Below are 24396 nucleotides of genomic sequence, written 5' to 3'. Positions count from 1 at the left end.
AGACAAATGTCTCATCCCGCCATCCCTTTGGCTGTAGTACGTTGAGCAGCAGGTGCAGGAGGTGCAATGGCTCGTCCCCTCAAACGCCGAACTTTGATCGTCGGGTCTTTGGCCGCAATCAGCTTCGCGCGGGCGGCTTCCACAAAGGTGTGGCGCATTGCTTTGGTTACCTCCAGCCCTGGCGCCAGTATCCTCAACATCATTCGCACCTCGCTCAAGAGCGCGGGATACGAAGAGGGCAACAATCTCGTTATCGACTTTCGCGAAGCAAACGGCCACTATGGCAGGTTACCGGGCTTGGTTGATGAACTAATCGCCTTGAAGCCCGACCTGATCATCGCAGAAGCAACGCCGGCCGTTGCAGCCGCCCAGATGGCGACCACAAAGATTCCGATCATCATGGCACCCGCTAGTGATCCTATCGGGGCTGGGTTCGTAAAGAACTTCACTCACCCCGGCGGAAATATAACTGGCGTTGCCAACATGTTTGGCGACACAACTACCAAGACGCTGGACATCATTCGGTCTGTGTTTCCGAATGTGAAGAAGATCGGCGTACTGATTTCCAACAACCCGAGTCATCCGCCTTTGCTTGACCTGGCAGCGCGCGCGGCCGCAACAATCGGTATTTTGGCGAGCGGTTTTGTCGCCAAGAACCCGGAAGACCTCGAGAACACGTTCGCACAGATGAAGGCGGCTAATTGTGAAGCTGTTTACGTTCTTGCTGATCCGCCCCGACCCGTTTTGCCGGCAATTGCGCTGAAAGACCATTTGCCGACGATTTTTCAGGTTAGCAGTTACGTCACGACGTATGGCGGGCTAATGAGCTATGGCCCCAACATACGGTCGTTCTTCACAATGGCGGCCGACTACGCGACTCGCATAATGAAGGGTGCTGATCCGAAAGAGTTGCCGGTCGAACAGCCCACTACCTTTGAGTTCGTCATTAACCTTCGAACGGCACGGGCTATGGGTATCAAAATCCCTGAACAGGTTTTGCTGATGGCTGATCAGGTCATTGAATAGCAAACGGCGAGCTGGCCAGAAGCGGAAGGCCAGCTCATTCGATCACTTCGTCTGCGGTTGCGAGTAGCGTGGGAGGAATGCCAAGCCCCAGCCTTCGCGCGGTCTTGCTGTTGATGATGAACTCGTACTCGGTCGGCTGTTGAACCGGAAGATCACTTGCCTTCTCGCCGCGCAAAATTCTATCCATGTAGTCAGCGGCGCGCCGGAATTGCTCCCCGACACTGACACCGTAGCAAGCGAGTCCGCCATCTGCAGCGAAAGAACGCATCCCATAGATGGCCGGGAGGCCATAGCGCGCTGCAAGTTCGATAATCAAGCGGCTATGTTGCAGTAAAAATCCGTCGGGAGGCACGACCAATCCGCCACTCGGCTTTCCGCGGAGGCGATCCATTGCCGATTCGATTTCAGAGGCGCTGCGAACGGGCGCATCCGCCGATTCTATCGCGAGTTTCGCTGCGGCCCCTTCGAACGAATGGTAGGATTGCATGGGACCCGGATTATCCGGATTGGACATGAACGCCACGCTTGCAAGTGGCGGAACCAATTGCTTTAGCAGCTCAAGCCATTTCGCGCCGACAGTGGCCTCCGCACCGGTGAAGCCAGTCATGTTGCGACCCGGATGGGCGAGAGACTGAACAAAGCCCTGCGCCACCGGCTCATAGATCATGAAGAAGACGATCGGGACAGTCTGGGTCGCCCGCTGCAGCGCAGCCAACGTTCCGGTGGTCCCGGCAAGCAGGGCGTCAGGCTTGAGACCAAGCAATTCGGAAATCGCAGCCTGGGTCCGCTCGGGGCTCGCGACACCCCATCGAAAGTGGATGTGAAGGTCGCGATCTAATGTCCGTCCATGCTTTTGGAAGCCTTGCCGCAACAGGGCAGCATATGACTGTCCCTCCGGATCGGCTTCCGGACCCGGCATGAACACACCAACCACGCGCGTCGTGTCAGATGATTGCGCCCGCCCCGCTAACGGAAAACTCGCTGCGGCACCGCCCACAAGCGTGATGAACCTACGACGATCCATTGCGAATGCCGTTTTCATGCCCCGACATGAAGGTACAGAATTCTCGATACAAGTCCAACCTTCCCGAACGTCGGCTTTGGGTCAACATGCGAAGAACTCAACCTGAGCAAATCGAGTCCGCAATGCCTGACGGAGCGGACCTCATTGGGACGTGTCGCCACTTCCCTGATGGACCCACTTTCGGACGTTCTCTTTGATTTCCAGATCGCACCAGTGGCCCCAAGTTGGTCGGTCGATGTACAAGATGTATCGGGAGCGAACGAGCCATGCTCGGCGGCGAACGTTCTGCGCCGACGACTGGCAGAATTAAACCGCCGGAGGCAGTATGGTCGACACCACACTTTCCACCACCTATCGCGAATACATCGACTGCCTGAACAGACAGGATTGGGCTGAACTGGTGCAATTCGTTCATGTCGATGTGCACCACAATGGCGAACGGATTGGGCTATCTGGTTATCGCGAAATGCTGGAGAGAGATTTTCGCGAAATTCCGGACCTTCATTTCGATATTCAACTCCTAGTGTGCGATCCACCGCGCATTGCGAGCAGGCTCGGATTTAACTGCACGCCAAGAGGAAATTTCCTCGGCCTTGACGTTGATGGGCGAAGGGTTTCCTTCGCCGAGAACGTCTTCTATGAGTTCGACGAGCGGAGAATAAAAGCGGTGTGGTCGATCATCGATAAGCTAGCGATCGAGAGACAATTAGGGCAGAGCAACGATCCCCGTTAATGTTCGTGGTCCGCTTCGGGTCAATCGCGTCGGTCTGCACCAGAGTTCGGGACTTCCGGTCCACCCCCGGCTCCGGACATGTCGCAGCATTGCGGCACTGACGCGATGGGCCAATAGCCGACCCACCGGCGCATCACAGATTTTTCAACAAGCGCCGATGTAGCGTTGCGGCATTGGGCTGCCTGGCGGCCCAATCCAGATTACGTTCGCCATCGATCTTCACCCAGAACGTACGGGTAGGCGCATCGGTTCCATCGAGCGAGCTGAAAGTACATGATGCCCTTTCTCGAATGATGGCGCCGATCGAGTCCTGAGCTTGGTAGTCAATGAGCGCCACGTACTGAACCGGCGGGTGATGCGCAGCTTGCATCATGGATCGTCTGGTTGACGCGGATACAGCGCGCTCCGGGTCGGCGAAAAATTCGTCCCATGTGATCGTTCTTCTGGAGTCGTCCAACCCAATCCGTTGATAGGTGGAGGGAACCGCCAACCGCTCCTGGATTGCCGTTTCGCAGGTCTGTACAAATTGAGAGGTGAACGGCGGATAGCCACGGGCGTAAGCATAGCCGAGAACAGCGATGCCGAGGACTAGGAACGCTGCGAGAGCAAGCTTAATCTTCATCTTTAACTCTTACAGAACTTTGCCTGCCTGGTTTTGAGCGACTGGCCCAGCGTGCACACTCCCGACCTAACTCGAACTAAGCTAAGCGTGCATTAACGGGACCTCACAACCCGCCAACTCAAATGTGCCATTTTGTCGCCGGCGGTTGCGACGACCATTCGGCTTTGATTTGGCTCTGGCCTGTCCGCTTCGGGTCAAGATGCGAAGAACTCAACTTGAGCAAATCCAATCCGCTCCGCCTCATTAAGCGGACCTCAATGGGGTGTGCCTCCACTTCGCCGATGGGCCACAAGCAGAACTTCCGTCAAGGACCCCAATGGATGCCCAATGGTAAACAACTTACGGCGAAGATGACTTGATGCCGAGGTGAACTCGGCAATCAATTCGCGCTAAGGTCGAGCATTCGAAGTCGAACGCCGGATGGAAAATGTGGGTCGCTAAAGCACTCGGCTTGATCGGGGTCGCGGCTATAGGGTGCGCCCTGCTGTTCGGGGGATATGAGGACGCTCAAACGCTTTACTTCCCTGCGCTCACGCTTTTCTTGTTCGCAGTTCTTTTCCTCCGCCCCGCGCGCCCCGTCCATCCCTACATCATTGTCTTTTTGACACTACTAGCAACGCTGATTTCAAGCGCACTCTATGGGGTATTTGGCATTGGCCGAGCTGCTTTGGTCATATCTGCCCTCTTTCTTTTTGTTGGTGTGACGGCAGTTGCCATCCCCTTTGGAATAGACGCGGTTTCGGCTTACGTCCGCAGTCTGAGGCGCAAGCCATGACCCAAGAGCGTCCGCTGAGGGTCAATCAGGTCGTTCCGACCCCATGCAAGCGGCTTCCGGTCTGCCCCAAGGAACGGACATAACACGACACTGCCTCAGCCGACGCTATGGGCCAGAGGCGGAAGTCTCTAGCCGCTCCATCACGCGCCTGGCCGCTGTCGGTCATCGGGGCAATCTCCTGAAATCGTCATAACTGAGATGTCTGACCACTCGTGCATCTGGCGGCGGTTGATGGGTCGGATTGGGAAAAAGGTACTCAGCAACTTTGCTCGACCTCAGCCAAGTCAATCGAGACTGGATACCATGGGTGATCGGATCGTCGGTGATCTCAACAGTAGCGCCTTTGAACGTCACACCGGGCCCGAAGCTCGTGGCAAGGTCGAGCGGGTTAACCGGCGCGACACTCGTCGGATCGTTCAGATTACCAAATCGAACCAATGCGGGAACATCTTTGAGCTGTAACTCGGACTTGGGTTTGGACCGATTGAGGTCATCGAGATAAGCAGCATATTTCTCATTAATTGACGCTTTTGCAGCGTTCTCGCCACGAAACTTGTCCTGTGGGAACGGTGTCAAGCCGGCGTTGTAAGCGTCTCCTCCCCCGCGAGAGAGGATTGATTGTCTTTCAAAGGTCGAAAACAAAATGCCGTGTTGCCCAAGGTCAACGACGACAGCCTCGCCCACCAATTGTTCTGTGAGCCCCCACCCTTGAGCCCTGGTCAGACCGCCGGGGAAGCTTATCGTCTCCTGCGTGACGCTAGAACCTGATCGCTCACCTTCAGGAGTTTCGACTACTATTGTGAGCCGTGAACGAATGACGCGGGGCCGGGTCGTGCTGCCATCAAAAACAAACCAGCCGAGCGCCAAGATCACCGCTACGACGAACAGGGAGACCCAAAATACCTTCAAGAAGACCGAAAGTGCTTCCTTCGCTCGCGGGGGCATCGAACCACTCAGACCTAAGGTGTCACTGGTCTCCAAGCCGGGATTAGGTTGTAGTGGCAGTCTTCGTCAACTAAGAGCGGATGGCGTGCTCAATTTTGGATTAAGCCATCACGACTTCGGCAATGGGTCAATCGCGTCGGTCTGCACCTGAGTTCAGGACTTCCGGTCTACCCCCGGCACCGGACATGTCGCAGCACTGCACCAACTGACGCGATGGGCCAATTGCGGCCATTAGATTAGCGCACCCGGAGGTCGAGCACCTGCTGTTCACGCCGAATAGGTGATTTTGGGTCCTGCGCTAGAATGCTTGCAATCCATTTCACCAGCACAGGAAGCGTCTTCGCCTCAATCTCGCGACGCACAGCGCCCACTTGTTCTACCGGTACCGAACCGGCGCGAATGCAGAGGCGTTCATGGGGCACAGCGGGAGTGGGCGGCCAAAAATGAGCGTCAAATAGTGCACCTGGTCGTCGGATGAGATGGACGTCAATGGAAACACCGGCGCGCTTGAGTGCATCCTCTAACGTTGATGGACGAAGCGGATAGCCTTGTCTCTTGGGGAGCGTTGCAGTCTCGGATTTCATTTCTCCAATGTGCCATCGGATTGCTTGACCAAGCAATAACCGCTTTCCAATTGGTACTAGACTCCAATTGGTACTAGACAATGACTAACCGCCTCTGACCACGTCGCCTCAAAATGAGGGCTTTGGTCCGCTTCGGGTCACATCCGGGCGTCGCGGCCATATCTCTCCTTGGTCTATTCATACCCCGCAAGCCGACGCCGGGCGCAAAACCAGCGAGGCAGCAAGGGGCCAAAAGCGGATAAGGCCAAGCTCCTCACGTAACAGAAATGTCTAGTCCAGTAGGATCGCGATTGACAAACAAACGGGTTCTATCGCCATCGTCAAACTCGATTGCAATCTCATCAGCGCGATGACGCCAAACAATTCGGACCGTTTTCCCTTTCAAGAGTTCCGTTAATTTCTCAGCCTCCTGCTCTAGCTCTGTCATGGAAATTCTCCGCTAAACCTGCAAGCCTTTGAACTCAGGAAAGCTATTCATCACCCGTCTCGCTTGTACGCCTGCGCAACCGTCGCTGGACGACCTCGCCTAGTGGGGTATCCGGTGATTTGCGAAAAGACTTCAGCCTCTTCATTCGCCCTTTGCGCCATGCTTGCGACTGCGCTTCGTCTGCTACTGCGTCTGCAACGTCCCCCTGCGCAGCGATAAGAGCTTGCCGCACGGTGCGCCGCTCCCCCTGGTGCGAAAGCTGTTTGCTGCGCGGAATGTTCTTTCGACTGCTCTTCTGGTTTTCACCATATGTGTTGCGCCTGTCGTTTGCGTAGCTCAGTTGCTTCTTTTCCTGGGGAGTTTTGACCTTACTCACAGCTTGCCTCCGAATTCGACCGCTGATGACAGTCCGCGCTCGCCATTCTTTCTCGTAGAGGTTGATAATCCATCAACTAATAGCATTCCGATTTAGCTGTCCCCAAGTCGGCTTTGGGTCACTTGCAGACATGGCGAGCACGCGCCACGAAGTCAGCTAAGGGCCAGAAGGAGACATCGCGCGACCTGCGTCAGTCCCGCTAGTTACACAGCCTTCATGCATCTTGCTGCGCTTGGCTCGTCTTCGATAGCCAGCAACAAACTGCGGTTGGAACTGCTCCAACCATTCCGATGAGTACCGGATCGCTTCTAACATCCGCTCTCAAGCCAAAGACATAAGCTGTCACCAATGAAAGAAGAAACCCTGTTGTCGCTGTGACCGTGATGCTTACAAAGGTTGGCTTTTGCGACAAATACCAGTCCATTGCAGACAAAAGGCACGCGGGTACTATCGCAACGAAGTAGGCGATCCCAAGCATTCCATACAGTGCCCGGAACGTCGGAAGCTCCGGTCTCGCAACCAGGCCGGGGACCAAGAAAGCAAGCAGCGCCAATGGAGGTAAGAGACCCGGAAATATTAGAAATCGCTTCATGGCCACTACTGTAGCCCGAAAATCTGCATGTCTTTGTGCAAATTCTCAGGAGATTTCCTGCATTGCCGAAGCGAGCCGCCAGTTCTGCAATGGGTCAAAATGCGAAGAACTCAACCTGAGCAAATGTAGTCCGCTTCTCTTCGCTCAGCAGACCCGAATGAGACATGCCGCCACTTCGCAGATGGGCCAAGAGCGGGCTCATGCATCGGGGGTCGAAGCCAGCGGCAGCCATGCCCGGTCTGAGCGTTGATACGCTACTGGCCCCGCGCCTGCGATTGCCGAAAACAGCCGCGCCGGGTAAAATTGAACGTGGATCAATACCGTTTGTGCTTGTCCGACTTCGATTGTCGGGTATCCGCGAGTTCCGACACAATCGCCTGTTTGCATAGGGGTGATCCGATGAATTCCAGTGTAGATCGCTCGACAATTCTGAACCGCATCCTTGATACGGCCACGGATAATCTCAGGATCGCAAAGATTCTCGTTCGAATGGGGCTTGATCCCAACAACATCACCTACGACGCACTGCTTAATTGGCTGTTTGAAATTGTGCTGGCTAATATCACGCTCGCCAACATGTTCGCCTTGATTGGCGCCATCTTCTTTGTCGCTACCTTGCTGATGCAGAGAATGGTGCCGCTGCGGGTCGCGAATATGGTCGGCTGTACATTCTTCGTAATTTCCGGCGCGCTTTCCGGAAGCGTCGCCACCTTTCTGCTTTATCTGCTGCTGTTGCCAGTCAATGCCGTTCGCCTCCGTCAACTGCTCAACCTCGTCAAGAAGGCACGTAACGCGACGCAGGGTGACAGGTCGATGGAATGGCTCAAACCATTCATGATCGAACGTAGATATCGCCGGGGCGACAGGCTATTCAGGAAGGGTGATGCCGCTACGGAAATGTTCCTCACCGTCACCGGGAAGTTTCTCGTCAATGAGATCGGCGTCGAGCTTGCGCCAGGGCGTCTCATGGGAGAACTTGGTTTCCTTACGCCCAATAACCGACGAACCGGAACGGTCGAGTGCATAGAAGACGGCCAGGTCCTGACCATAACTTATGAAAGGCTGCTTGAAATCTATTTTCAGAATGATCAGCAATTCGGCTATTATTTCCTCGTCCTGACCAGCCAGCGCCTCCTGGAAAACAACCAGCGCCTCCAGGAAAACATCTCGCGGCTGGAAGCAACTCTCGCACAAGAGAAAGCGGCGCGACAGACGTCAGCCGGGCATGGCATAGCTTGAACGGCCTTGACTGCTGCACCATTGGTGGAACGACTGTCCCCACGCAGTGCGGCTCTTGGACCGAGATACACAATGAGCGACGAGAAGCCGAGGGGAGTTCTAAGAATTCCCGGTTCGAAGCCTGACGTCTTGCGCGACCCGCCACCGGCGATTGCTCGCGAACCGATGCGCAGCAACAGTGAACTTGAGCCGCTTGCCAAGCAGGTTGCAGCAAATGCTCCTCTAATGAACAAATTTCGCGCGACTATCGGCTGTGAAGATGAAGCTCGCATGCGCGACATGATCGACGAAGTCAGGAATTACGCCCGTAGCATCGATTCTGCATTGACGTACGCTGAAGGCGCGAGACTTGCCCTCCTGCTATCGAATATCGACGATAGAGGCTCACCAAGTTGAGACAAGTTCAAACCTTCGGCTGAATCAGCTAAGGGTCAAATGGCGACGATCCCGGAGAGCCGGCCGCCAGTCCGCGGTGCTCCCGGAAGCAGATCTGCGCACTTTGAGTACCCCTAGTTCAATTGGCCAGGCCCTGCGAGCAGGCCCAGCACGATTCCGAACAGCTCATTCTGCGCGGAAATGCCGAGCCGCTCATAGGCGCGCTTGCGGTAGGTCAGAGTCGAATGCAGGCTGATGCCGAGCGCTTGCGAGATCGCCTCGGAGCTGAAGCCGAGCAGGATGCGGCGGCAGACTTCCTGCTCGCGCGGCGTCAGCGCAGCGAGCGGTGCGCGGGTCTTAAACAGCGCGGCGAGATTCTGGTCGGGCGTTGCAGTCGCGGCCTGCTGGAAATGACGTGCGACACTGGCGCCAATCGCCGGCGCGATCGCCTGCAGCCGCGCACGCTCGGCATCGTCGAAGCGGCCCTGGGACGTGATGCGATAGAAATTGACATAGAAGCAGGTGCCGTCGGTCCAGATCGCGGTGGCGCATTTGTCGACGATATCGGAATCGTTGAAGAAGATTTTCCGATAGCGCGCACCGTACATGCGCGGCGCGAAGGCCGGCAGCACGATCGGCGCGCTGCCCTCGCCTTCGAACAGCGCATCGCGGTTGGGATCGGACTCGTGGAACTGGCCGGCATAGGCCGCGCCGAGGTCGCTGCCGGTCGGGATGTTGCCGATATCGAGCAGACAGCTCGCCGCGCCGGCGCGCGTCAGCGCAAACACCATGCAATGGCCGACGCCGGCCTGCCGGCGCAGCGTGTCGATGAGGATCCTGGGAAAGTCCGGACGGCCGATGGCGAGCACCGCGGGCGTGACGTCGCCCGCCGCTGGAGTTGGGGGCGCCGTGTGGGGCCGCATCGTCTTCTCCCTGATTACTTTCTTCGCAGGATCTGGTCCATTTTCTTTCCCCGGGCCAGTTCGTCGATCAGCTTGTCCAGATAGCGGATCTCCCGCATCGTTGGTTCTTCGATCTCCTCCACCCGAACCCCACAAACCACGCCTTTGATCAGGGCGCGCGAAGGATTAATCTCGGGGGCGTTCGCGAAGAAGGTTTCAAAGTCCGTCTTTCTTTCAAGTTGGACTTGCAGCTCCTTCTGACCATATCCGGTCAACCATGAGATGATCTGATCGACCTCGGCCTTCGAACGCCCCTTCTTCTCTGCCTTCGCAACGTAAAGCGGATACACGCTTGCGAAGCTCGTCGTATAGATCCGGTGTTTTCCCACAAGCGCTCCCCTACCCCGCCGCGGCCTTTGCCGGTGCCACACTCACCGCAAGCTTGCCGTAGCGATCCGTAAAGGCTTCGGTGTCGATCTCTTCCAGCTTGATCTCACCGCTCATCACGCCCTGCTTCCAGGCGGCCTGCGCCGGATCGTTCTGGAACTCGGGCATCACCTCGCGGCCGAACAGCTCCAGCGATTCGCAGATGTGCTCGTGGCTGTTCTTGCCGGCCTGGTTGAGCAGGATGACCTGATCAATGTGAGAGCTCTGGAAGCGCTTCAGCTTCTTGCGGATCGTCTCCGGCGAGCCGATCAGGCCGCCGCGCAGCGCCGCCTCCTGCGCTTCCGGGTTGTCGCGCTTCCACTTGTTGTACTCGTCCCACATGTTGACGGTGTAGGGCGCGGGCCGCTGGCGGTTCTGCGAGGCGCCGTAGAAGCGCAGCGCGAACTGGAAAAAGGTGGCGCCGTCGGCGCGCGCGCGCGCCTCTTCATCCGTCTTGGCGCACATGAAGAACGACACCAGCGCCATGTTCGGATTGATCTCGTAATCGGCGAGCTTGGAAAGCCGCTTGGTCATCGCGTTGTAATAAGCATGCACCCAGGCATGCGCGGCATCCGCACTGACGAATTGAAAGCCCAGCGCGCCGAAGCCGTGGCGGCCCGCGCGTTCGATGGTCGGCAGTTGCGAGCAGGCCATCCACAGCGGGGGATGCGGCTTCTGTACGGGTTTGGGCACGACGTTGCGCAAGGGAATGTCGAAGTATTTGCCGTGATGCTCGGAGCCCGCGTCCTTGAACATCGGGAAGATCGCGGCGACGGCCTCCTCGAACACTTCCTTCTTGGTCTCCATGTCGCGGCCGAACGGCGTCAGCTCGGTGATGGACGCGCTCTCGCCCATGCCGAACTCGCAGCGGCCGTTGGACAAGAGGTCGAGCACCGCGACACGCTCGGCGACGCGCGCAGGATGATTGGTGGTGAGCTGGAGGATGCCGTGGCCGAGGCGAATGTTTTTGGTGCGCTGGCTCGCGGCGGCGAGAAACGATTCCGGCGAGGGTGAGTGCGAATATTCCTCGAGGAAGTGATGCTCGACGACCCAGGCGTGATCGTAGCCGATCCTGTCGGCCAGCTCCAGCTGCGAGAGCGCGTTCTGGTAGAGCCTGAGCTCGTCGCCGGCGACCCAGGGCCGCGGCAGTTGCAGCTCATAGAAGATGCCGAACTTCATGACGCGTCTCCCGCATGCTTTTTGTTGCGGGCATCTTAATGCGTAAGGCGGCGCTGTCTACGCAGTCGCAATTCCGCCTTGCGGGAGAACGCGCTTCTCGGCGCGGCGGCCGTTCAGCACCGCGCCGATGAAGGTGAAGCGCACCAGCACATGATAGCTCGCCAGCATCGGTGGAGTCGCGACGACGAGAATGATCGCGAACTTGACGAGGGCAGGCCAGTCGAGCTGCGACACCGCGACCTGCAGCGCCATCACGATCGGCAAATGGATGATGTAGAGCCAGTAAGACGCATCGGCGAGGTAGCGCCGGGTCGGGCTGAAGCCGGACATGAAGCGCAACGCGAGCCCCAGCGCGGCGAACGTCGTCATCCATATCGCGGGCGCATACAGGATGGCGGAGGCGAGCCGGAGCGTGGCGAAGCTGAACGGCAGTTTCGGCGCCCCCGGCGCGGAAAACATCACACCTGACAGCACGAAGCCGATCCAGATCAGAACGACCGCCAGCAACAGATGGGGGAGCCAGCGCCGCTCGAGGATTCGCAGAAGATCGATCTGCCGGTGCAACAGCCATCCGGCACCAAAGGCCGTGCCGAAACAGATCCAGGCCTGTGCGTTGGTGATGAGCGATTGATCGGGCGTCCGCACCCCCATCACATTGACCCATCTTGGGTCGAGGCAGAACGCGATTCCGATCGGGACCGCCAGAATGAGAGGCGCCAGCGGGTTGCGGATGACTCTCGCAAAGAGGCGGTCGATGAGCGTTCGCAATTTGCCTGACACGTCGAGCCAGACGATCGCGCCGCGCAGCAAGAGCATGGCGAGATAGAGTTCCAGCAGAACGTAGAGAAACCACAGATGGGTCAGGCGGAAATTCGGCAGTGCCGGCAGCCAGCCGGACGTCCATTGGAGCGGACCGCCATTCGGAAAGTGCGAGGCCCAGACGATCACCAGGGCGATGGGCACGAACACAAGCGGCCAGCCAATCACGAGCGGCAGGGCGATCCGCTGCAACCGATCCTTGACGAAGCCCAGGCTGCCACGACGATGAAAGCTCATGCGGGCGAAGAAACCGGCCATCAGGAAGAAGGTCGTCATCCGGAAGACATGGATGGTGAAGGACAGCAGGCTCAGGATGAAGCTTGGATTGACGTCCTGGATGATCCAGAACCGCGGCGAGGCCAGCACGAACGACATGGCTGCGTGCAGGACGATGCCGAGCAGTAGCGCGATGCCCCTCAGCGCATCGAGCGCGTGAAGCCGTTCGGATGCGGGAGTGACAGCGCTCGAAGTGGACATGAACAGGCGCTCGCTGGCTGAACAGGACTTTTCCGCCGCACAGTCTGCCCAATCGGGGCAAGTCTCTCTCGCCCGATCCAAAAATCGGCTAGCCGATTTCTCGACGGGGTTCGCTGTTTTCAGTCGTATCGCACCGGCTCAGCGCCTCGCGCCGGAATTCGGTCGGGGTGACGCCGGTTTCGGCCTTGAAAGCGCGGTTGAAAGGTCCGATCGACTGGAAGCCGGCATCCATGGCGATGGTCAGCACCGGGACCTCCCGTTGCGTCACATCGGAGAGCGCCAGCCTGGCGTCCTCAATACGATAACGGTTGAGGAACGCGTTGAAGTTCCGATAGCCGAGCCCCTCGTTGATGGCCAGACGCAGCCGGTGCTCGGGAACGTCAAGCTTCGCCGCGAGCGCCCCGATCGCAAGGCCTTCTTGCCGGTAGGTTCGCTCCACATTCATCAGATGGTCGAGACGCCGCAGCAGGATGGGATCGCAAGCGACCCGGGGATCGACGACGACCCGGGGATCGACGACGACCCGGCCCGCGGGAGCCCGATCGGCTCCGCGCCCGTCGCTGGATGCGATCGCCGCCACGGCGTCGTTGACGGGCACGGCCGGCTGCATCGCGAAAGTCCCCACGCCGGCCATCATCGCCACCACGAACAAAGCCAGCGCGGTCGGCAGGCTGGCCGGCGCGCCGGGAACGATGACGGGAATCGCCGCGAAGCCGGCGCCGGCCACCGCAGCGATAAGCGCGACATTGATGGCCAGCATCGCCAGCCGCAGGCGGCGGCGCCGCGCGACCAGATCGGCGCCCCAGGTCTTGACCGTCTGGACGGCAGCCGCAAGAGCCAGCGCCAGATTGACCAGCGCCAGGCCTCGGCCGCCGGCGCCGGCCAAAGCGGGCCAGTAGAACCAGCCCAGCGTGAGCGCAAAGCCGAAGGCCACGATGCCGAGCCACAGGACCCCATGCCATCGCCTGAGCACGGAATCATCGTCAAACGCCGCGCGCGCCCACAGCCAGAATACCGCAGGCTGCGCAGACAGGATCGGCAGCACCCACCACCATGACGCCTTGGGAAAGAACGGGGCGGTCGCGATGGCGTAGAACACGCCGCCGGCAGACATGGCCATGCCCAACAGCGCCTGCTGGCTGGTCGCACGCCGCAGCAGCGCCACGAGAATGATCAACAGGAACACGCCGCTCATTGCGCCGCGCAGCCCGAGATCGATGGCCGTGAGCCCCATCCCGTTCACACCGTGCCTCCGTTGCTCAACTTTCGCATCACGCTTGCGTTGGCACAATCCAAACTTGCGTTTGGCGGCACCTGAGCGCGCGCCTCGCCCTTCGAGACGACCGCTTTCAGCGGTCTCCTCAGGGTGAGGCTAAGCGGCATCTCGCGTGTCCGAAATTGCCGCCGCGCACTCCGTCCTCATCCTGAGGGCCCGCCAAAGGCGGGCGTCTCGAAGGATGGCCGCAGGGAAACAGCCTCCAGATGCGATTGTCCTGCGCTTGAACCGGCGGGGCGAATGGTTAGTTTTGGGGGATGGCGAATCGCTTCGTTTCGCCCCTCCTCAAGACAGATATGGCCAGTTTTTCCCCTCATCAGGATGCCGCTCTCAAGGCCGTTGGCGATTGGCTCAAGGCCAAGCCCGGCCGCAACGGCACGCCGCCGATTTTCCGCCTGTTCGGCTTTGCCGGCACCGGCAAGACCACGCTGGCGCGGCACATCGCCGACGGCGTCGACGGCGAGGTGAAGTTTGCCGCCTTCACCGGCAAGGCCGCGCTCGTGATGCGCAACAAGGGGTGCGACGACGCCTCGACCATCCACTCGCTGATCTATCGCGCCCGCGAATCCGGCGAGGAGCAGCCGAGTTTCGAATTGTGGGACGACGCGCCGGCCTCCAAGGCCAAACTGATCGTGATCGACGAATGCTCGATGGTCGACGCCGAACTCGGCCGCGACCTGATGTCGTTCGACTGCCCGCTGCTGGTGCTGGGCGACCCCGCGCAGCTGCCGCCGATCCAGGGCGCCGGTTTCTTCACCAACACCGAGCCCGACGCGATGCTCACCGAAGTGCATCGCCAGGCCCAGGATGATCCGATCGTGCGGATGTCGATGGACGTCCGCGAGGGCCGCGAGCTCGACATCGGCCGCTACGGCGAGAGCGAAGTGGTGTCGCGCAAAGAGCTCGATCCCGACCGCGTCATGAGCGCCGACCAGGTTCTGGTCGGCCGCAACAACACGCGACGTGCCTATAATATGCGAGTGCGCCAGCGGCAGAACATCGAGGACGTCTTCCCGGTCGCTGGCGACAAGCTGGTCTGTCTGCGCAACAACCGCAAGAAGGGCCTGTTCAACGGCGGCCTGTGGCGCGTCAAGTCGCGCAACACCTCGCGCTCGAAGTCGCGCATCCTCAGCATGCGGCTCTCGCCCGACGAGGATTTCGGGCACAAGGTCACGAAGGTCTCGGTGCGCGCCGATTGCTTCGAGGGCGGCATCGAGCAGATCGCCTGGGAGCAACGCAAGCCCTATGACGAGTTCGACTACGGCTACGTGCTGACGGTGCACAAGTCGCAGGGCTCGCAATGGGACGACGTCGTGCTGTTCGACGAAAGCTTTGCGTTTGGCGAGAGCCGGGCGCGGTGGCTCTACACGGGGATTACGCGCGCGGCGAAGCGGCTGAGTATCGTGGTTTAGAACTCCGCTGCCTCACTTCCCCGCCACGAAATAAAAATCCTCGCGTCCCGGCGGCGAGCCATACGAAAACGGCTGCTGCTCGTGCTTGGTGGCGGTCCATACGTCATCGCGGACGATATCGAACAGCTTTCGGATCTCGACCTTCGGCACCTTGATCTCGCGGGCGAGCGCGGTCGAGAACGGGCTGTCGGCACCATTGTCGCCGTCGATCGCGGTCTCGCCGTGCTTGGCGGCGTAGACCACCATGAAGCCGGCACCGGGCTCGATGTTGGAAAAGCCCTTGTCGACCAGCTTCAGCGACAGCGTGTGCTGCATGGTCGGCGCAAACGGATTGTCGCGGCAGGCATCCAGAATCACCAGACGCACTTTTCGCGCGGCACCGACGGCGGCGATGACCTGCTCCAGTGCGACCGCCTGGCTCTCGGCGTCCCGGTCGACGGCGAGCTTGGCGTCAACAGGAACGAGGTAATTCACCCCGCCGATCTCGAAGCCGTGGCCGGCATAATAGACCACTGCCCAATCGGCCTTCTCCGCCTCGGCGGCAAACGTCTGCAGGGCCTTGAAGAACTTGTCGCGGGTGAGGTCATTGACGGAAATCACGGTCTGGAAACCGAGGTCCTTCAACACGCTCGCGATCATTTTCGAATCGCGCGGCGGATTGGGCAGAGCGCGGACGTTCTTGTAGGCGCCGTTGCCGATCACAAGCGCAACGCGGCGCCCGCTGGCCGCGCCGCCTGGCGTTTGCGGCGTCAACGCGGCGAGCCGCTCCTGCGCGATGGCGCGGGCACGCGCGACGTCGGGATCGTCGAACTTCGTCAGCGAATAGGCCGCCGAGCGATAGTCGGCACGGGCCTGGGCGAGATCGTGCTTACGCTCATAGATCTGGCCACGGCCGGAATGGGCGCGGACACTGTTCGGGTTGAGCTGAAGCGCCGCATTGTAGTCCTTCAGTGCGGCGTCGAGGTCGCCCTTCATCATGCTGACGTCGGCGCGATTGTTGATCGCAAAGGTGTTCTTCGGTTGTTTCTCGATCAGGCCGTTGCAATCGGCGAACGCCTGGTCGTACTTGCCCATCAGGCCATAGGTGATGCAGCGGTTCCCCGCGATCTGTTGCGCGGTCGGGTCGATCTTCTCGGCTTCCGCGAAGTCTGCCAGCGCGCCGTCGTAATCCTTCGTCATCGTGCGCACGCGGGCGCGGTTGGTCCAGCCGAGCAGGAATTTCGGCGTGTATTTGATCGACAGGTTGAAGTCATCCAGCGCGCTCTGGATCGCGCCCCGGCGGAGCTGAATGGTGCCGCGGTTGTTGTAGGCGAAACCGAAGGTCGCGCGCTTCCGGATGGCGAGATTGTAGTCGGCCATGGCGAGATCGTCCTCGCCTTTGCGCTCATGGGCGAGGCCGCGCAGGTTGATGGCGCCGAGATTGTCGGGATCGAGGTCGAGCGACGACGACAGAGTCTCGATGGCGCGGTCGTAGTCGCGCTTGTTGATCAGGGCATTGCCGCGCACGACCAGCGCGAGTGCCTTGTCCTTGCCGCTGAGCTTGTCGGTCTTCAGCAGATTGTCGCAGGCCGTCGCACGGGCCTGCGCCTCGGCATTGCGGTCGCGGCACAGAGTGAGATCGTCAGGACCTTGCGGCTCGGCCGCGGCGATCGCAACGCCGGAGACGAGTATGACTGATATCAGGGGGACGACGCGCAGCATGTTGTCAGATCAGCTCCAGCCACCACGTTTTCAAGTCGATCAGCGATCGCGCCGGTTCATCTAGCCCGGAGTTCCCCACCCGCCAAGCCGGGCTGCTGGATGTGGCATTTTTTCACGGACTCGTGTGTCTCCGGCCGTAACAATCGCCCGGTCTGCCCGTATCTCTGGTGTCTGAAAACGCCGGGCAGGCTGTTCGCCCGCCTTCAACCGCCCTAAACTGTAGGCCTTCCGAAAGAGGATCCGCCATGCGCCGCTCCGTCCTGTCCCTGCTCGCCGCTACCACCGCCTTGACGCTGGCCTTTGCCGCACCGACCCGGGCCGCGGAAGACGCCGTCGTGATCCCCGCCCCCGCCATGGACGCAGCACCCGCGAACGGCATCCAGACCGCTGTCATCGCCGGCGGCTGCTTCTGGGGTGTGCAGGGCGTTTTCCAGCACACGGCCGGCGTCGTCAACGCCGTCTCCGGCTATGCCGGCGGCACCAAGGCAACCGCCGATTACCAGACCGTCTCGAGCGGCCGGACCGGCCATGCAGAATCGGTCGAGATCAAGTTCGACCCGAAGAAGATCTCCTACGGCAAGATCCTCCAGATCTACTTCTCGGTGGCGCACGACCCGACCCAGCTCAACCGCCAGGGACCGGACAGCGGCACGCAATATCGCTCGGCGATCTTCACCACCTCCGACGAACAGAAGAAGGTGGCGGACGCCTATATCGCGCAGCTCAACGGCGCCAAGGTCTATAGCAAGCCGATCGTGACCAAGGTCGGCGCGCTGGAAGCGTTCTATCCGGCGGAGGGCTACCATCAGGACTATCTGACGCTGCACCCGAGCCAGCCCTACATTGCCTATAACGACATCCCGAAGGTCGAGAACCTGAAAAAACTGTTCGCGGATAACTACATTGAGAAGCCGACGCTGGTGAGTGCCAGCAAGGCCACCAACTGATCGCGAGATCGCAAAACAAACGGGAGACCCATGCCCGACACCAAGACGAAAACCACCGACGACAAGGTCATCAAGAGCGAAGAGCAGTGGCGCAGCGAACTGTCGCCGATGCAGTACGCCGTGCTGCGCGAGAAGGCGACCGAACGTCCCTTCTCCGGCGAATATGAGCACGACCGCCGTGCCGGCACCTATGTCTGCGCCGGCTGCGGCAACGTGCTGTTCGAGTCCGACGCCAAGTTCGACTCCGGCTGCGGCTGGCCGAGCTTCACCGCGCCCGCGGTCGAGAGCCATATCGACGAGGAGCACGATGCGACGCACGGCATGATCCGCACCGAGGTGCTCTGCTCCAAGTGCAGCGGGCATCTCGGCCACGTCTTCCCCGACGGACCGGGGCCGACGGGACTGCGTTACTGCATCAACTCGGCGTCGCTAAAGCTCGAGCCGAAATAAGGTTGCTCGCCGCCTGGTTCCGCCATGGAACCCGGCGGCGCGATGTGCTTTTCTTGTCTGGCGGTGCAGCCGATGAGCGCAATCCGGCGGCCGCCAGGGAGGATGCCATGTCACTCGGGACCATCCTGATCATCCTGGTGATCATTTATCTGCTGGGCGGCTGGTCGGGCCGGATCGGCGGCTATGGCTACGGCATGGGCCATTCCGGCATGGGGATCGGCGGCGTCGTGCTCGTGGTGTTGATCGTCCTGCTGCTGCTTGGCAAGCTATAAACCATCTAAGACACTGAAATTGCTACAATTTTTTCATCTGCGGGCCTGCCATGCGCGGATTAATCATCTCCCATCGCAGGGGTCGCAATTTTGTCAAATCGGCCTATATTAGTGGGCGAAAGTGATGTGCGGCGGGCCCACCCGATCGTGGCCTCCGCCCTCCCAAACCCCACGCGCTTAAAGCCCCAGACAAGATCACGAGGTCTTTGACCATGCGTCCACTGCGTCCGTTCAACTTCAACACCTCCGCCGAACTCTTTCCCGCCGCCATCCGCAAGAAGAAGCGCGCGGGCTTCACCTATCGCCGGTTCGGCACCGCGGCCGAAGCCGTGCAGTTCGCGATGGAGCAGTTGCCGACGGATTCGCTGAATGGCGCCTATCTCCAGGTCGAGGAAGCCCGTTTCGACCAGAACGGCATCCGCTCGCTTTACGAGAGCGAGGCCTTCCCGCTGCCGCGCCACCGCAAGCCGGAACCGGTCGCCGAGGCCGACGCCGACGCGGCATAAGTTTTCTTGAAGCCTCCGATGTGCGGAAAGCGCGATGGCCGAAAGGCTGTCGCGTTTTTTGCGTTTTGGGCGAGCTTCAGATGCGCGGCTGCTTGTCGAGCCAGCGGCGCAAGAGGCGGACGTTGCGCATGTTGGCGCGGAACATGACGTCGAAGGCGTCGCCCACGAACGGCACGATGCCGACCACGCCGTCGACCGCGACATTGCCGAGCATGCGCGCGGTGAGGTACCAGGGCGCACCGAGCGCACGGGCCTCGCGCACCAGCCAGAGCGAGATCGCGGTCGTGATGATGTCGCCGACGATCGGGATCAACCCGATCAGGCCGTCGATGCCGTAACGAATTTTGGTGCCCGGCAGGATGAAGGCGACGTCGAGCAGCTTTGCGAGCGCTTCGAGCCGGGCGATGCGCTGCTCGCGCGTCAGATTGCCGAACGGATTGCCGTTGCCAGATCCTTGCCCGAAGTCGAAGCGAAACTCCTGAAACCCCTGCTCCAGGCTTTCGGGACGGATCTCCTGGCCGTCCTGATCGATGATCGGCCCGCGCGCTGCGCGGCCCGAAAAATCGGCGCGCGACTGGGTCCCGGAGCGGGATCTGCGTGGCACAAGAATGTCGTCATCGGGCATGGTCATGGCCATTAGGGAACGCGCGGGCACGGCAGAGGTTGCTGCGCCGCGTCCGAAGGTCGCGCACTCAGCGTGCTGCCGCCGCAGGCTGCGGCTCCTTGACATAGTGATGCACGAACCAGGATGAAAGCACTGCCGGCACGAAGCCAACCAGGCCGTACAGGATGAACTGCACCGTGCCTGAGTCCGACCCGCGCGAGCCGTAGGTCAGCGATGCCAGGATAAAAGCGAACAGGCCGACCAGCAGCATCCGCAGCACCGGCCTGACCCGCCTGACATGGATCAGGATGTCGTCCACCGCGCCGATCATCAGCGACGGCAGGAAGCCGAACAGATAGCTGTATTGCAGCGTCTTGAAGAACACGACGAGCAGCTTGCCGACCTCGCCGAGACTGGTCTGGGTCCAGTAGCCGGACTGGTAGGTCGTCGTGAGCAGAAGCAGGAAGCCGCCCACGAACGGCCCCACGAGCGCAAACACCAGATAGCGTTTCATCAAGAACTCCTGATACCCGGAGGCTTTTATAGCAGCGCCGGGAACCTTGGATAGCGGGTTGTGGGGCTCTGATGGGGAACAAGTGGCAAGGCGGCGGGTTCAGACTGAACCTAAAATTCCCTGTCAGATTTGGAGCCGCCGATGTCTCGTAAACTGTTGTTGCTGGCGACCATCACCCTGTTGGCTCTCGGTGGCCTGTCGAACGCGCCCGCCTTTGCGCAAGGCCATATGGGCTCGCCGCAAGAGCAGAAGGCCTGCTCGCGCGATGCCTCGCGGCTCTGCCGCAAGGACCTCGGGAATGACGGTGCAGTGCAGAGTTGCCTGCAGGCCAACCGCGCCAAGCTGTCCAGATCGTGCAGCAAGGTGTTCGCGAGTCACGGCATGTAGGATTGCGCGCCGGCGTTTTGCGTGACGGTCTCGCAACATCTGCGAATTCCTTCGCGTCTCCCATTGAAGCTTCGTGACAATCGCGCATACTCGGGTCGGGCGGCGCAGCACTTTTCGATTCGAACATCAAGCAATCGAGCGACCACATGCGGGATTAAGTTCCCGGCGTGAAGGCTGTGACATGCGGCAGATCAAGCCGCGTGCGGCGCCCCAAAACAAAGTGGTTCAACCCACGGAACTCGGGGACGCATTCATGACACGCTATCAAACCATCGCTTCGCGCTTCAAGACCACCGCTTCGCTGTTGGCCTTCGCCGCCACCGCCTTCGCACTCCAGACATCACCCGGCCTCGCCTTCTCGTCCGAAGCGCAGCAGATGTGCTCGGGCGATGCGATGCGGCTGTGTTCCAATGAAATCCCCGACATTCCGCGCATCAGGGCCTGCATGGTCCACAAAAAGGCGCAGCTCAGCCCCGGCTGCCGCGCCGTGATGGATCGCGAGGCCGCCGCCGCAGCGTCATCGCGCAAACGGGAAGCGGCCGCGCAGTAAGGGTCATCTGCAAGTCATTCCGGGGCGATGCGCAGCGTCGAACTATGATGCGCAATTGCGCATCTGATAATCCATTTCCCCGCATCGCGCGCCGCACGATGGATTCCGGGCTCGCGCTACGCGCGCCCCAGAATGACAGAAATGGCTTAGGCTCGACCTAATCGCCCCACTGCGCGAACGCGTCGTTGAAGGCGCGCTCGCCGGGGGCGCCCTTCTCGATGGCGATGATGGCGCGGCGCTGGTTGGAGTAGACCAGCGGCACGTCGAACCACGAGCGCTCCTTCAGGAGCTGGACGTTGCGGGAGCGGTCGGCGTCGACGTTGGAGAGGCCGACCAGGAAGAAGCCGTCGGTGACCTTGACCGCGAGCCCCGCGAGCGGCGTGCCGCGCGCCTGCTCGTTCGACTTCATCAGGATGCCCGGCACGTTGGAGACGCTGCCGCCCGGAAAATCCGGCGGCAGGATGAAGGTCAGCTCGGCCGTGTGGCTCGCCGGCAGCGACGAGTCGGTGTTGCGGCGGAACGACATCGTCATCTTGAACTTGCGGTCGGGAATCTCGATGTCGGCGCGCACCGCGATGTCGGCCTTCTGATTGCCCGACGCCTTGATCGGCTCGAGCCGCCAGACCACCGAGCCGACATATTGCTTGCCCTTGGGGTCGGACGGATCCTCGTCATAGAGCACGACCTTCTGTGCCACCGGCGCGGCCGGCTGGTCGCTCGCCGAGGGCTGGCCGACGCGATCCGGAATCTTCGGCTTGCTCTGCGGCTGCGAGGCATCCTTCGGCGCCTCCACCACCTGGGTGGGCGAGGACTTCAACAAATTGGTCGCGGTCTGGACCAGCGACTTGCCCCAGAGGATGCCGGCGCCGACCAGGATCAGCACGATGCCGATGGCGATCGCGCTCTTGAACGGGAAGATCGAGCCGGTGCGCGCGCGCTTCTTGACGCCGCGATCGGGGGCGATGCGCGGACGCGGCGACGGCGGCTGCGGCGCGTAGCGCTCGGCCTCCTCCATCGACTCGTCATAGGAATAGGGCGCGTCGGGTTCGGCGGCGCGGTTTTCCAGGCTCGGCTCGAGCCGGTCGAATTCCGGCGAGGGCGACGGCACATTGGCGTAGGTGCGACGCGCGGCGCGGTTGGCCTGCGCGGCAGCGCCGCCGAGATCGTTGACGTCGGCGGTGATGTCGCGGAAGCCGCGCACACCAGGCGCCGGCGGCAACGGGGGCGGCGGTCCGGCATCCGGCGGGCGGCGCTGAGGGGTGCGATCGCGCCCGGCCGGCGGCTCCGGTTGGCGCGGCGCATCGAACCGCGGGGCGCGCGGCGGACGCGGGGCATCGCCCTGGTCGTCGCCGCCGAGCGGCGGGCGATCATTGCGCGGCGGCGGCCCGGCGGGGCGGGCTCGGGGTGGCGCTGCCGGCTGAGGGGATGCGGGCGGATTATTGTCAGCTGCGCGGGCGCTGGCCCGGCGGAACGCATCGCCGCTGCCACTCCCGCTGCGAGTGCCGCCACCGGGGCGTGAGGCCTCGCGGGCACGCTGGGCAGCTTCCGATTCGACCTTGCGGACGGCCTCTTCCAGCGACAACCGCTCTCGGGTGATCTCGGATTCGGAGAGCGGCGGCTGCACGCTGCGGAGCTGCGCGATCAGGGCCGTGCGCGCCCGCTCATAGAGCGCGCGCCGGCTTTCGCCGGGAGCGTTGGGGTCCAGGGCGGCAATAGCGCGGGCGATCAGCGGATAGTAATCAGCCATTTCTACTCAACTATATCCGCGTCCTGGTAAGAGATCGTTAAGCCTCAAACGGGTTTTGCACCAAGATAGTATCCTCGCGTTCCGGGCTGGTGGAAAGCAGCGCGACCGGGCACCCGACCAATTCTTCGATTCGGCGGACATATTTGATGGCCTGAGCCGGCAGGTCGGCCCATGACCGCGCGCCGGCGGTCGGCTCCTTCCAGCCCTCGATGGTCTCCCAGATCGGCTCGACCCGGGCCTGGGCGCCCTCGCCGGCCGGCAGATGGTCGATCTCCTTGCCGTCGAGCTTGTAGCCGACGCAGACATCGATTGAATCGAAGCCGTCGAGAATGTCGAGCTTGGTCAGCGCCAGCCCGTTGATGCCGCAGGTCCGCACGGTCTGGCGGACCAGGACGGCATCGAACCAGCCGCAGCGGCGCTTGCGCCCGGTGTTGACCCCGAACTCGCGGCCACGACGGCCGATCTCGTCGCCGATCTCATTCAGCAGTTCGGTCGGGAACGGCCCCTGCCCGACGCGGGTCGTATAGGCCTTGCAGATGCCGAGCACGTAGCCGACCCCGTTCGGCCCGATGCCCGTTCCGGTCGCCGCCTGCGCCGCCACCGTGTTGGACGAGGTGACGTAGGGATAGGTGCCGTGGTCGACGTCGAGCAGCGCGCCTTGCGCGCCTTCGAACAGGATGCGCTTGCCCGCGCGCCGCTCGATATCGAGCAGGCGCCACACGGTTTCCGCATAAGGCAGCAGTTGCGGCGCCAGCGCGCTCAGTTCCTTCAGGATCTCCTTGCCGTCGAACTCCGGCAGGTTGAGGCCGCGACGCAAAGCATTGTGGTGCGCAAGGAGCCGGTCGATTTTGTGCGGGAGCGTGTCGAGGTCGGCGAGGTCCATCAGCCGGATGGCGCGACGACCGACCTTGTCCTCATAGGCAGGTCCGATGCCGCGGCGGGTGGTGCCGATCGCGGTCGCCGAGTTGGACGATTCGCGCAGCGCATCGAGCTCACGGTGCAGCGGAAGGATCAGGGTGACGTTCTCCGCGACGCGCAGATTCTCCGGGCTGACCGCCACGCCCTGGCTGCGCAGCTTGGCCACCTCGTCGAGGAAGGCCTGCGGATCGAACACGACGCCATTGCCGATCACCGATAGTTTCGACGAGCGCAGCACGCCGGAGGGCAATAGCGCGAGCTTGTAGGTCGCGCCGTTGATGACCAGCGTATGGCCGGCGTTATGACCGCCCTGGAAGCGCGCGACGATGTCCGCCTGCTCCGACAACCAGTCGACGATCTTGCCCTTTCCTTCGTCGCCCCATTGGGCGCCGACGACGACAACATTGGCCATTCGCGGGTAATCCTTCGAAGATTTTTCTCTGTACGTGCATGGTCCAAACGGAAAACCGGTACCCACTTTTCCAGGATCATGCCTGCGCCCGGCCCAATTCCCGGCCCGGGGCCGTTCGTACGCGAGGCAGCCAACCGGATAAAGGAAGCAGCCTCTCTAAGCAAGCAAGAACGGGGCTT

Annotated in this window: 27 protein-coding genes; 12 read left to right on the top strand and 15 right to left on the bottom strand. The window is 61.1% G+C overall.

The genetic code is table 11. The features are described from left to right. Window positions 1-66: 66 nt before the first annotated feature. Window positions 67-1026 (top strand): ABC transporter substrate-binding protein, encoded by a 960-nt coding sequence (locus ABIA96_RS29575; protein ID WP_354140565.1) that lies wholly within the window; start codon window positions 67-69, stop codon window positions 1024-1026. A gap of 34 nt (window positions 1027-1060) precedes the next feature. On the opposite strand, the gene ABIA96_RS29570 is transcribed toward ABIA96_RS29575, so the two are convergent. Continuing rightward, entirely contained in the window at window positions 1061-2068 is a 1008-nt protein-coding gene (locus tag ABIA96_RS29570) for an ABC transporter substrate-binding protein (protein ID WP_354140564.1), read from the bottom strand. Window positions 2069-2375: 307 nt separating this feature from the next. Between ABIA96_RS29570 and ABIA96_RS29565 the strand changes: the two genes are divergently transcribed. Then, complete coding sequence (locus tag ABIA96_RS29565) at window positions 2376-2783, top strand: ester cyclase (protein ID WP_354140563.1); 408 nt, start codon at window positions 2376-2378, stop codon at window positions 2781-2783. 133 nt (window positions 2784-2916) lie between these two features. On the opposite strand, the gene ABIA96_RS29560 is transcribed toward ABIA96_RS29565, so the two are convergent. Continuing rightward, the gene (locus ABIA96_RS29560) at window positions 2917-3405 is read right to left on the bottom strand and encodes a hypothetical protein (RefSeq protein WP_354140562.1); all 489 of its coding nucleotides are present in this window, start codon (window positions 3403-3405) and stop codon (window positions 2917-2919) included. Window positions 3406-3832: 427 nt separating this feature from the next. On the opposite strand from ABIA96_RS29560, the gene ABIA96_RS29555 reads away from it, so the two are divergent. After that, window positions 3833-4180, top strand: a complete 348-nt coding sequence (locus ABIA96_RS29555; protein ID WP_354140561.1) for a hypothetical protein — start codon at window positions 3833-3835, stop codon at window positions 4178-4180. Between the two features lie 162 nt (window positions 4181-4342). On the opposite strand, the gene ABIA96_RS29550 is transcribed toward ABIA96_RS29555, so the two are convergent. The 3 genes from ABIA96_RS29550 to ABIA96_RS29540 form a co-directional block, all read right to left on the bottom strand. Then, window positions 4343-5125: a hypothetical protein gene (locus ABIA96_RS29550; RefSeq protein WP_354140560.1), complete on the bottom strand. Its 783-nt coding sequence runs from the start codon at window positions 5123-5125 to the stop codon at window positions 4343-4345. Window positions 5126-5962: 837 nt separating this feature from the next. Beyond that, on the bottom strand, window positions 5963-6136 hold the full coding sequence (locus ABIA96_RS29545; RefSeq protein WP_354140559.1) for a tudor domain-containing protein: 174 nt from the start codon (window positions 6134-6136) through the stop codon (window positions 5963-5965). Window positions 6137-6179: 43 nt separating this feature from the next. Further along, window positions 6180-6512 (bottom strand): hypothetical protein, encoded by a 333-nt coding sequence (locus ABIA96_RS29540; protein WP_354140558.1) that lies wholly within the window; start codon window positions 6510-6512, stop codon window positions 6180-6182. Between the two features lie 991 nt (window positions 6513-7503). Between ABIA96_RS29540 and ABIA96_RS29535 the strand changes: the two genes are divergently transcribed. After that, window positions 7504-8343, top strand: coding sequence for a Crp/Fnr family transcriptional regulator (locus ABIA96_RS29535; RefSeq protein ID WP_354140557.1), 840 nt, complete (start codon window positions 7504-7506; stop codon window positions 8341-8343). A gap of 72 nt (window positions 8344-8415) precedes the next feature. After that, the gene (locus tag ABIA96_RS29530; protein WP_354140556.1) at window positions 8416-8739 is read left to right on the top strand and encodes a hypothetical protein; all 324 of its coding nucleotides are present in this window, start codon (window positions 8416-8418) and stop codon (window positions 8737-8739) included. 113 nt (window positions 8740-8852) lie between these two features. On the opposite strand, the gene ABIA96_RS29525 is transcribed toward ABIA96_RS29530, so the two are convergent. The 5 genes from ABIA96_RS29525 to ABIA96_RS29505 all read right to left on the bottom strand — a co-directional run bounded on the left by ABIA96_RS29525 (window position 8853) and on the right by ABIA96_RS29505 (window position 13755). After that, a complete protein-coding gene (locus ABIA96_RS29525) occupies window positions 8853-9641 on the bottom strand; it encodes a helix-turn-helix transcriptional regulator (protein ID WP_354140555.1) in 789 nt (262 codons plus the stop codon). Window positions 9642-9655: 14 nt separating this feature from the next. Beyond that, a complete protein-coding gene (locus tag ABIA96_RS29520) occupies window positions 9656-10009 on the bottom strand; it encodes a DUF2200 domain-containing protein (protein WP_354140554.1) in 354 nt (117 codons plus the stop codon). A 10-nt stretch (window positions 10010-10019) separates the two neighbouring features. After that, window positions 10020-11225 (bottom strand): LLM class flavin-dependent oxidoreductase, encoded by a 1206-nt coding sequence (locus ABIA96_RS29515; RefSeq protein WP_354140553.1) that lies wholly within the window; start codon window positions 11223-11225, stop codon window positions 10020-10022. A gap of 57 nt (window positions 11226-11282) precedes the next feature. After that, complete coding sequence (locus tag ABIA96_RS29510; RefSeq protein ID WP_354140552.1) at window positions 11283-12521, bottom strand: acyltransferase family protein; 1239 nt, start codon at window positions 12519-12521, stop codon at window positions 11283-11285. An 88-nt stretch (window positions 12522-12609) separates the two neighbouring features. Next, on the bottom strand, window positions 12610-13755 hold the full coding sequence (locus ABIA96_RS29505; protein WP_354140589.1) for a helix-turn-helix domain-containing protein: 1146 nt from the start codon (window positions 13753-13755) through the stop codon (window positions 12610-12612). Between the two features lie 338 nt (window positions 13756-14093). On the opposite strand from ABIA96_RS29505, the gene ABIA96_RS29500 reads away from it, so the two are divergent. Next, entirely contained in the window at window positions 14094-15209 is a 1116-nt protein-coding gene (locus tag ABIA96_RS29500) for an ATP-dependent DNA helicase (RefSeq protein ID WP_354140551.1), read from the top strand. A gap of 12 nt (window positions 15210-15221) precedes the next feature. On the opposite strand, the gene ABIA96_RS29495 is transcribed toward ABIA96_RS29500, so the two are convergent. Then, on the bottom strand, window positions 15222-16910 hold the full coding sequence (locus ABIA96_RS29495; protein WP_354140550.1) for a caspase family protein: 1689 nt from the start codon (window positions 16908-16910) through the stop codon (window positions 15222-15224). A gap of 245 nt (window positions 16911-17155) precedes the next feature. On the opposite strand from ABIA96_RS29495, the gene msrA reads away from it, so the two are divergent. The 4 genes from msrA to ABIA96_RS29475 all read left to right on the top strand — a co-directional run bounded on the left by msrA (window position 17156) and on the right by ABIA96_RS29475 (window position 19085). Next, complete coding sequence (msrA, locus tag ABIA96_RS29490; protein ID WP_354140549.1) at window positions 17156-17857, top strand: peptide-methionine (S)-S-oxide reductase MsrA; 702 nt, start codon at window positions 17156-17158, stop codon at window positions 17855-17857. Window positions 17858-17887: 30 nt separating this feature from the next. Further along, window positions 17888-18307 (top strand): peptide-methionine (R)-S-oxide reductase MsrB, encoded by a 420-nt coding sequence (msrB, locus tag ABIA96_RS29485; protein WP_354140548.1) that lies wholly within the window; start codon window positions 17888-17890, stop codon window positions 18305-18307. Between the two features lie 107 nt (window positions 18308-18414). Continuing rightward, window positions 18415-18579 carry a DUF3309 family protein gene (locus ABIA96_RS29480; RefSeq protein ID WP_354140547.1) on the top strand — a complete coding sequence of 55 codons (165 nt, stop codon included), beginning with the start codon at window positions 18415-18417 and terminating at the stop codon, window positions 18577-18579. Between the two features lie 212 nt (window positions 18580-18791). Beyond that, window positions 18792-19085 carry a hypothetical protein gene (locus ABIA96_RS29475; protein WP_148754538.1) on the top strand — a complete coding sequence of 98 codons (294 nt, stop codon included), beginning with the start codon at window positions 18792-18794 and terminating at the stop codon, window positions 19083-19085. A gap of 76 nt (window positions 19086-19161) precedes the next feature. Here the strand turns inward: ABIA96_RS29475 and ABIA96_RS29470 are convergent, their stop codons facing one another. Next, window positions 19162-19716 (bottom strand): DUF4112 domain-containing protein, encoded by a 555-nt coding sequence (locus ABIA96_RS29470; protein WP_354140588.1) that lies wholly within the window; start codon window positions 19714-19716, stop codon window positions 19162-19164. 61 nt (window positions 19717-19777) lie between these two features. Then, entirely contained in the window at window positions 19778-20203 is a 426-nt protein-coding gene (locus tag ABIA96_RS29465; protein WP_354140546.1) for a DUF5413 family protein, read from the bottom strand. A gap of 141 nt (window positions 20204-20344) precedes the next feature. Here ABIA96_RS29465 and ABIA96_RS29460 point away from each other — a divergent pair, with 141 nt between their 5' ends. Both ABIA96_RS29460 and ABIA96_RS29455 read left to right on the top strand, forming a co-directional pair. Beyond that, on the top strand, window positions 20345-20590 hold the full coding sequence (locus ABIA96_RS29460; protein ID WP_354140545.1) for a hypothetical protein: 246 nt from the start codon (window positions 20345-20347) through the stop codon (window positions 20588-20590). A gap of 253 nt (window positions 20591-20843) precedes the next feature. Beyond that, the gene (locus ABIA96_RS29455) at window positions 20844-21140 is read left to right on the top strand and encodes a hypothetical protein (protein ID WP_354140544.1); all 297 of its coding nucleotides are present in this window, start codon (window positions 20844-20846) and stop codon (window positions 21138-21140) included. A gap of 157 nt (window positions 21141-21297) precedes the next feature. Here the strand turns inward: ABIA96_RS29455 and ABIA96_RS29450 are convergent, their stop codons facing one another. Together ABIA96_RS29450 and ABIA96_RS29445 are read right to left on the bottom strand one after the other, a co-directional pair. Further along, window positions 21298-22887 (bottom strand): hypothetical protein, encoded by a 1590-nt coding sequence (locus ABIA96_RS29450; protein WP_354140543.1) that lies wholly within the window; start codon window positions 22885-22887, stop codon window positions 21298-21300. A gap of 37 nt (window positions 22888-22924) precedes the next feature. Next, window positions 22925-24217: an adenylosuccinate synthase gene (locus tag ABIA96_RS29445; RefSeq protein WP_354140542.1), complete on the bottom strand. Its 1293-nt coding sequence runs from the start codon at window positions 24215-24217 to the stop codon at window positions 22925-22927. Window positions 24218-24396 lie beyond the last annotated feature (179 nt).

The sequence above is a fragment of the Bradyrhizobium sp. LB11.1 genome, assembly GCF_040549385.1.
In the GTDB taxonomy this organism is placed as follows: domain Bacteria; phylum Pseudomonadota; class Alphaproteobacteria; order Rhizobiales; family Xanthobacteraceae; genus Bradyrhizobium.
This window is presented reverse-complemented; position numbering and strand designations above follow the sequence as displayed.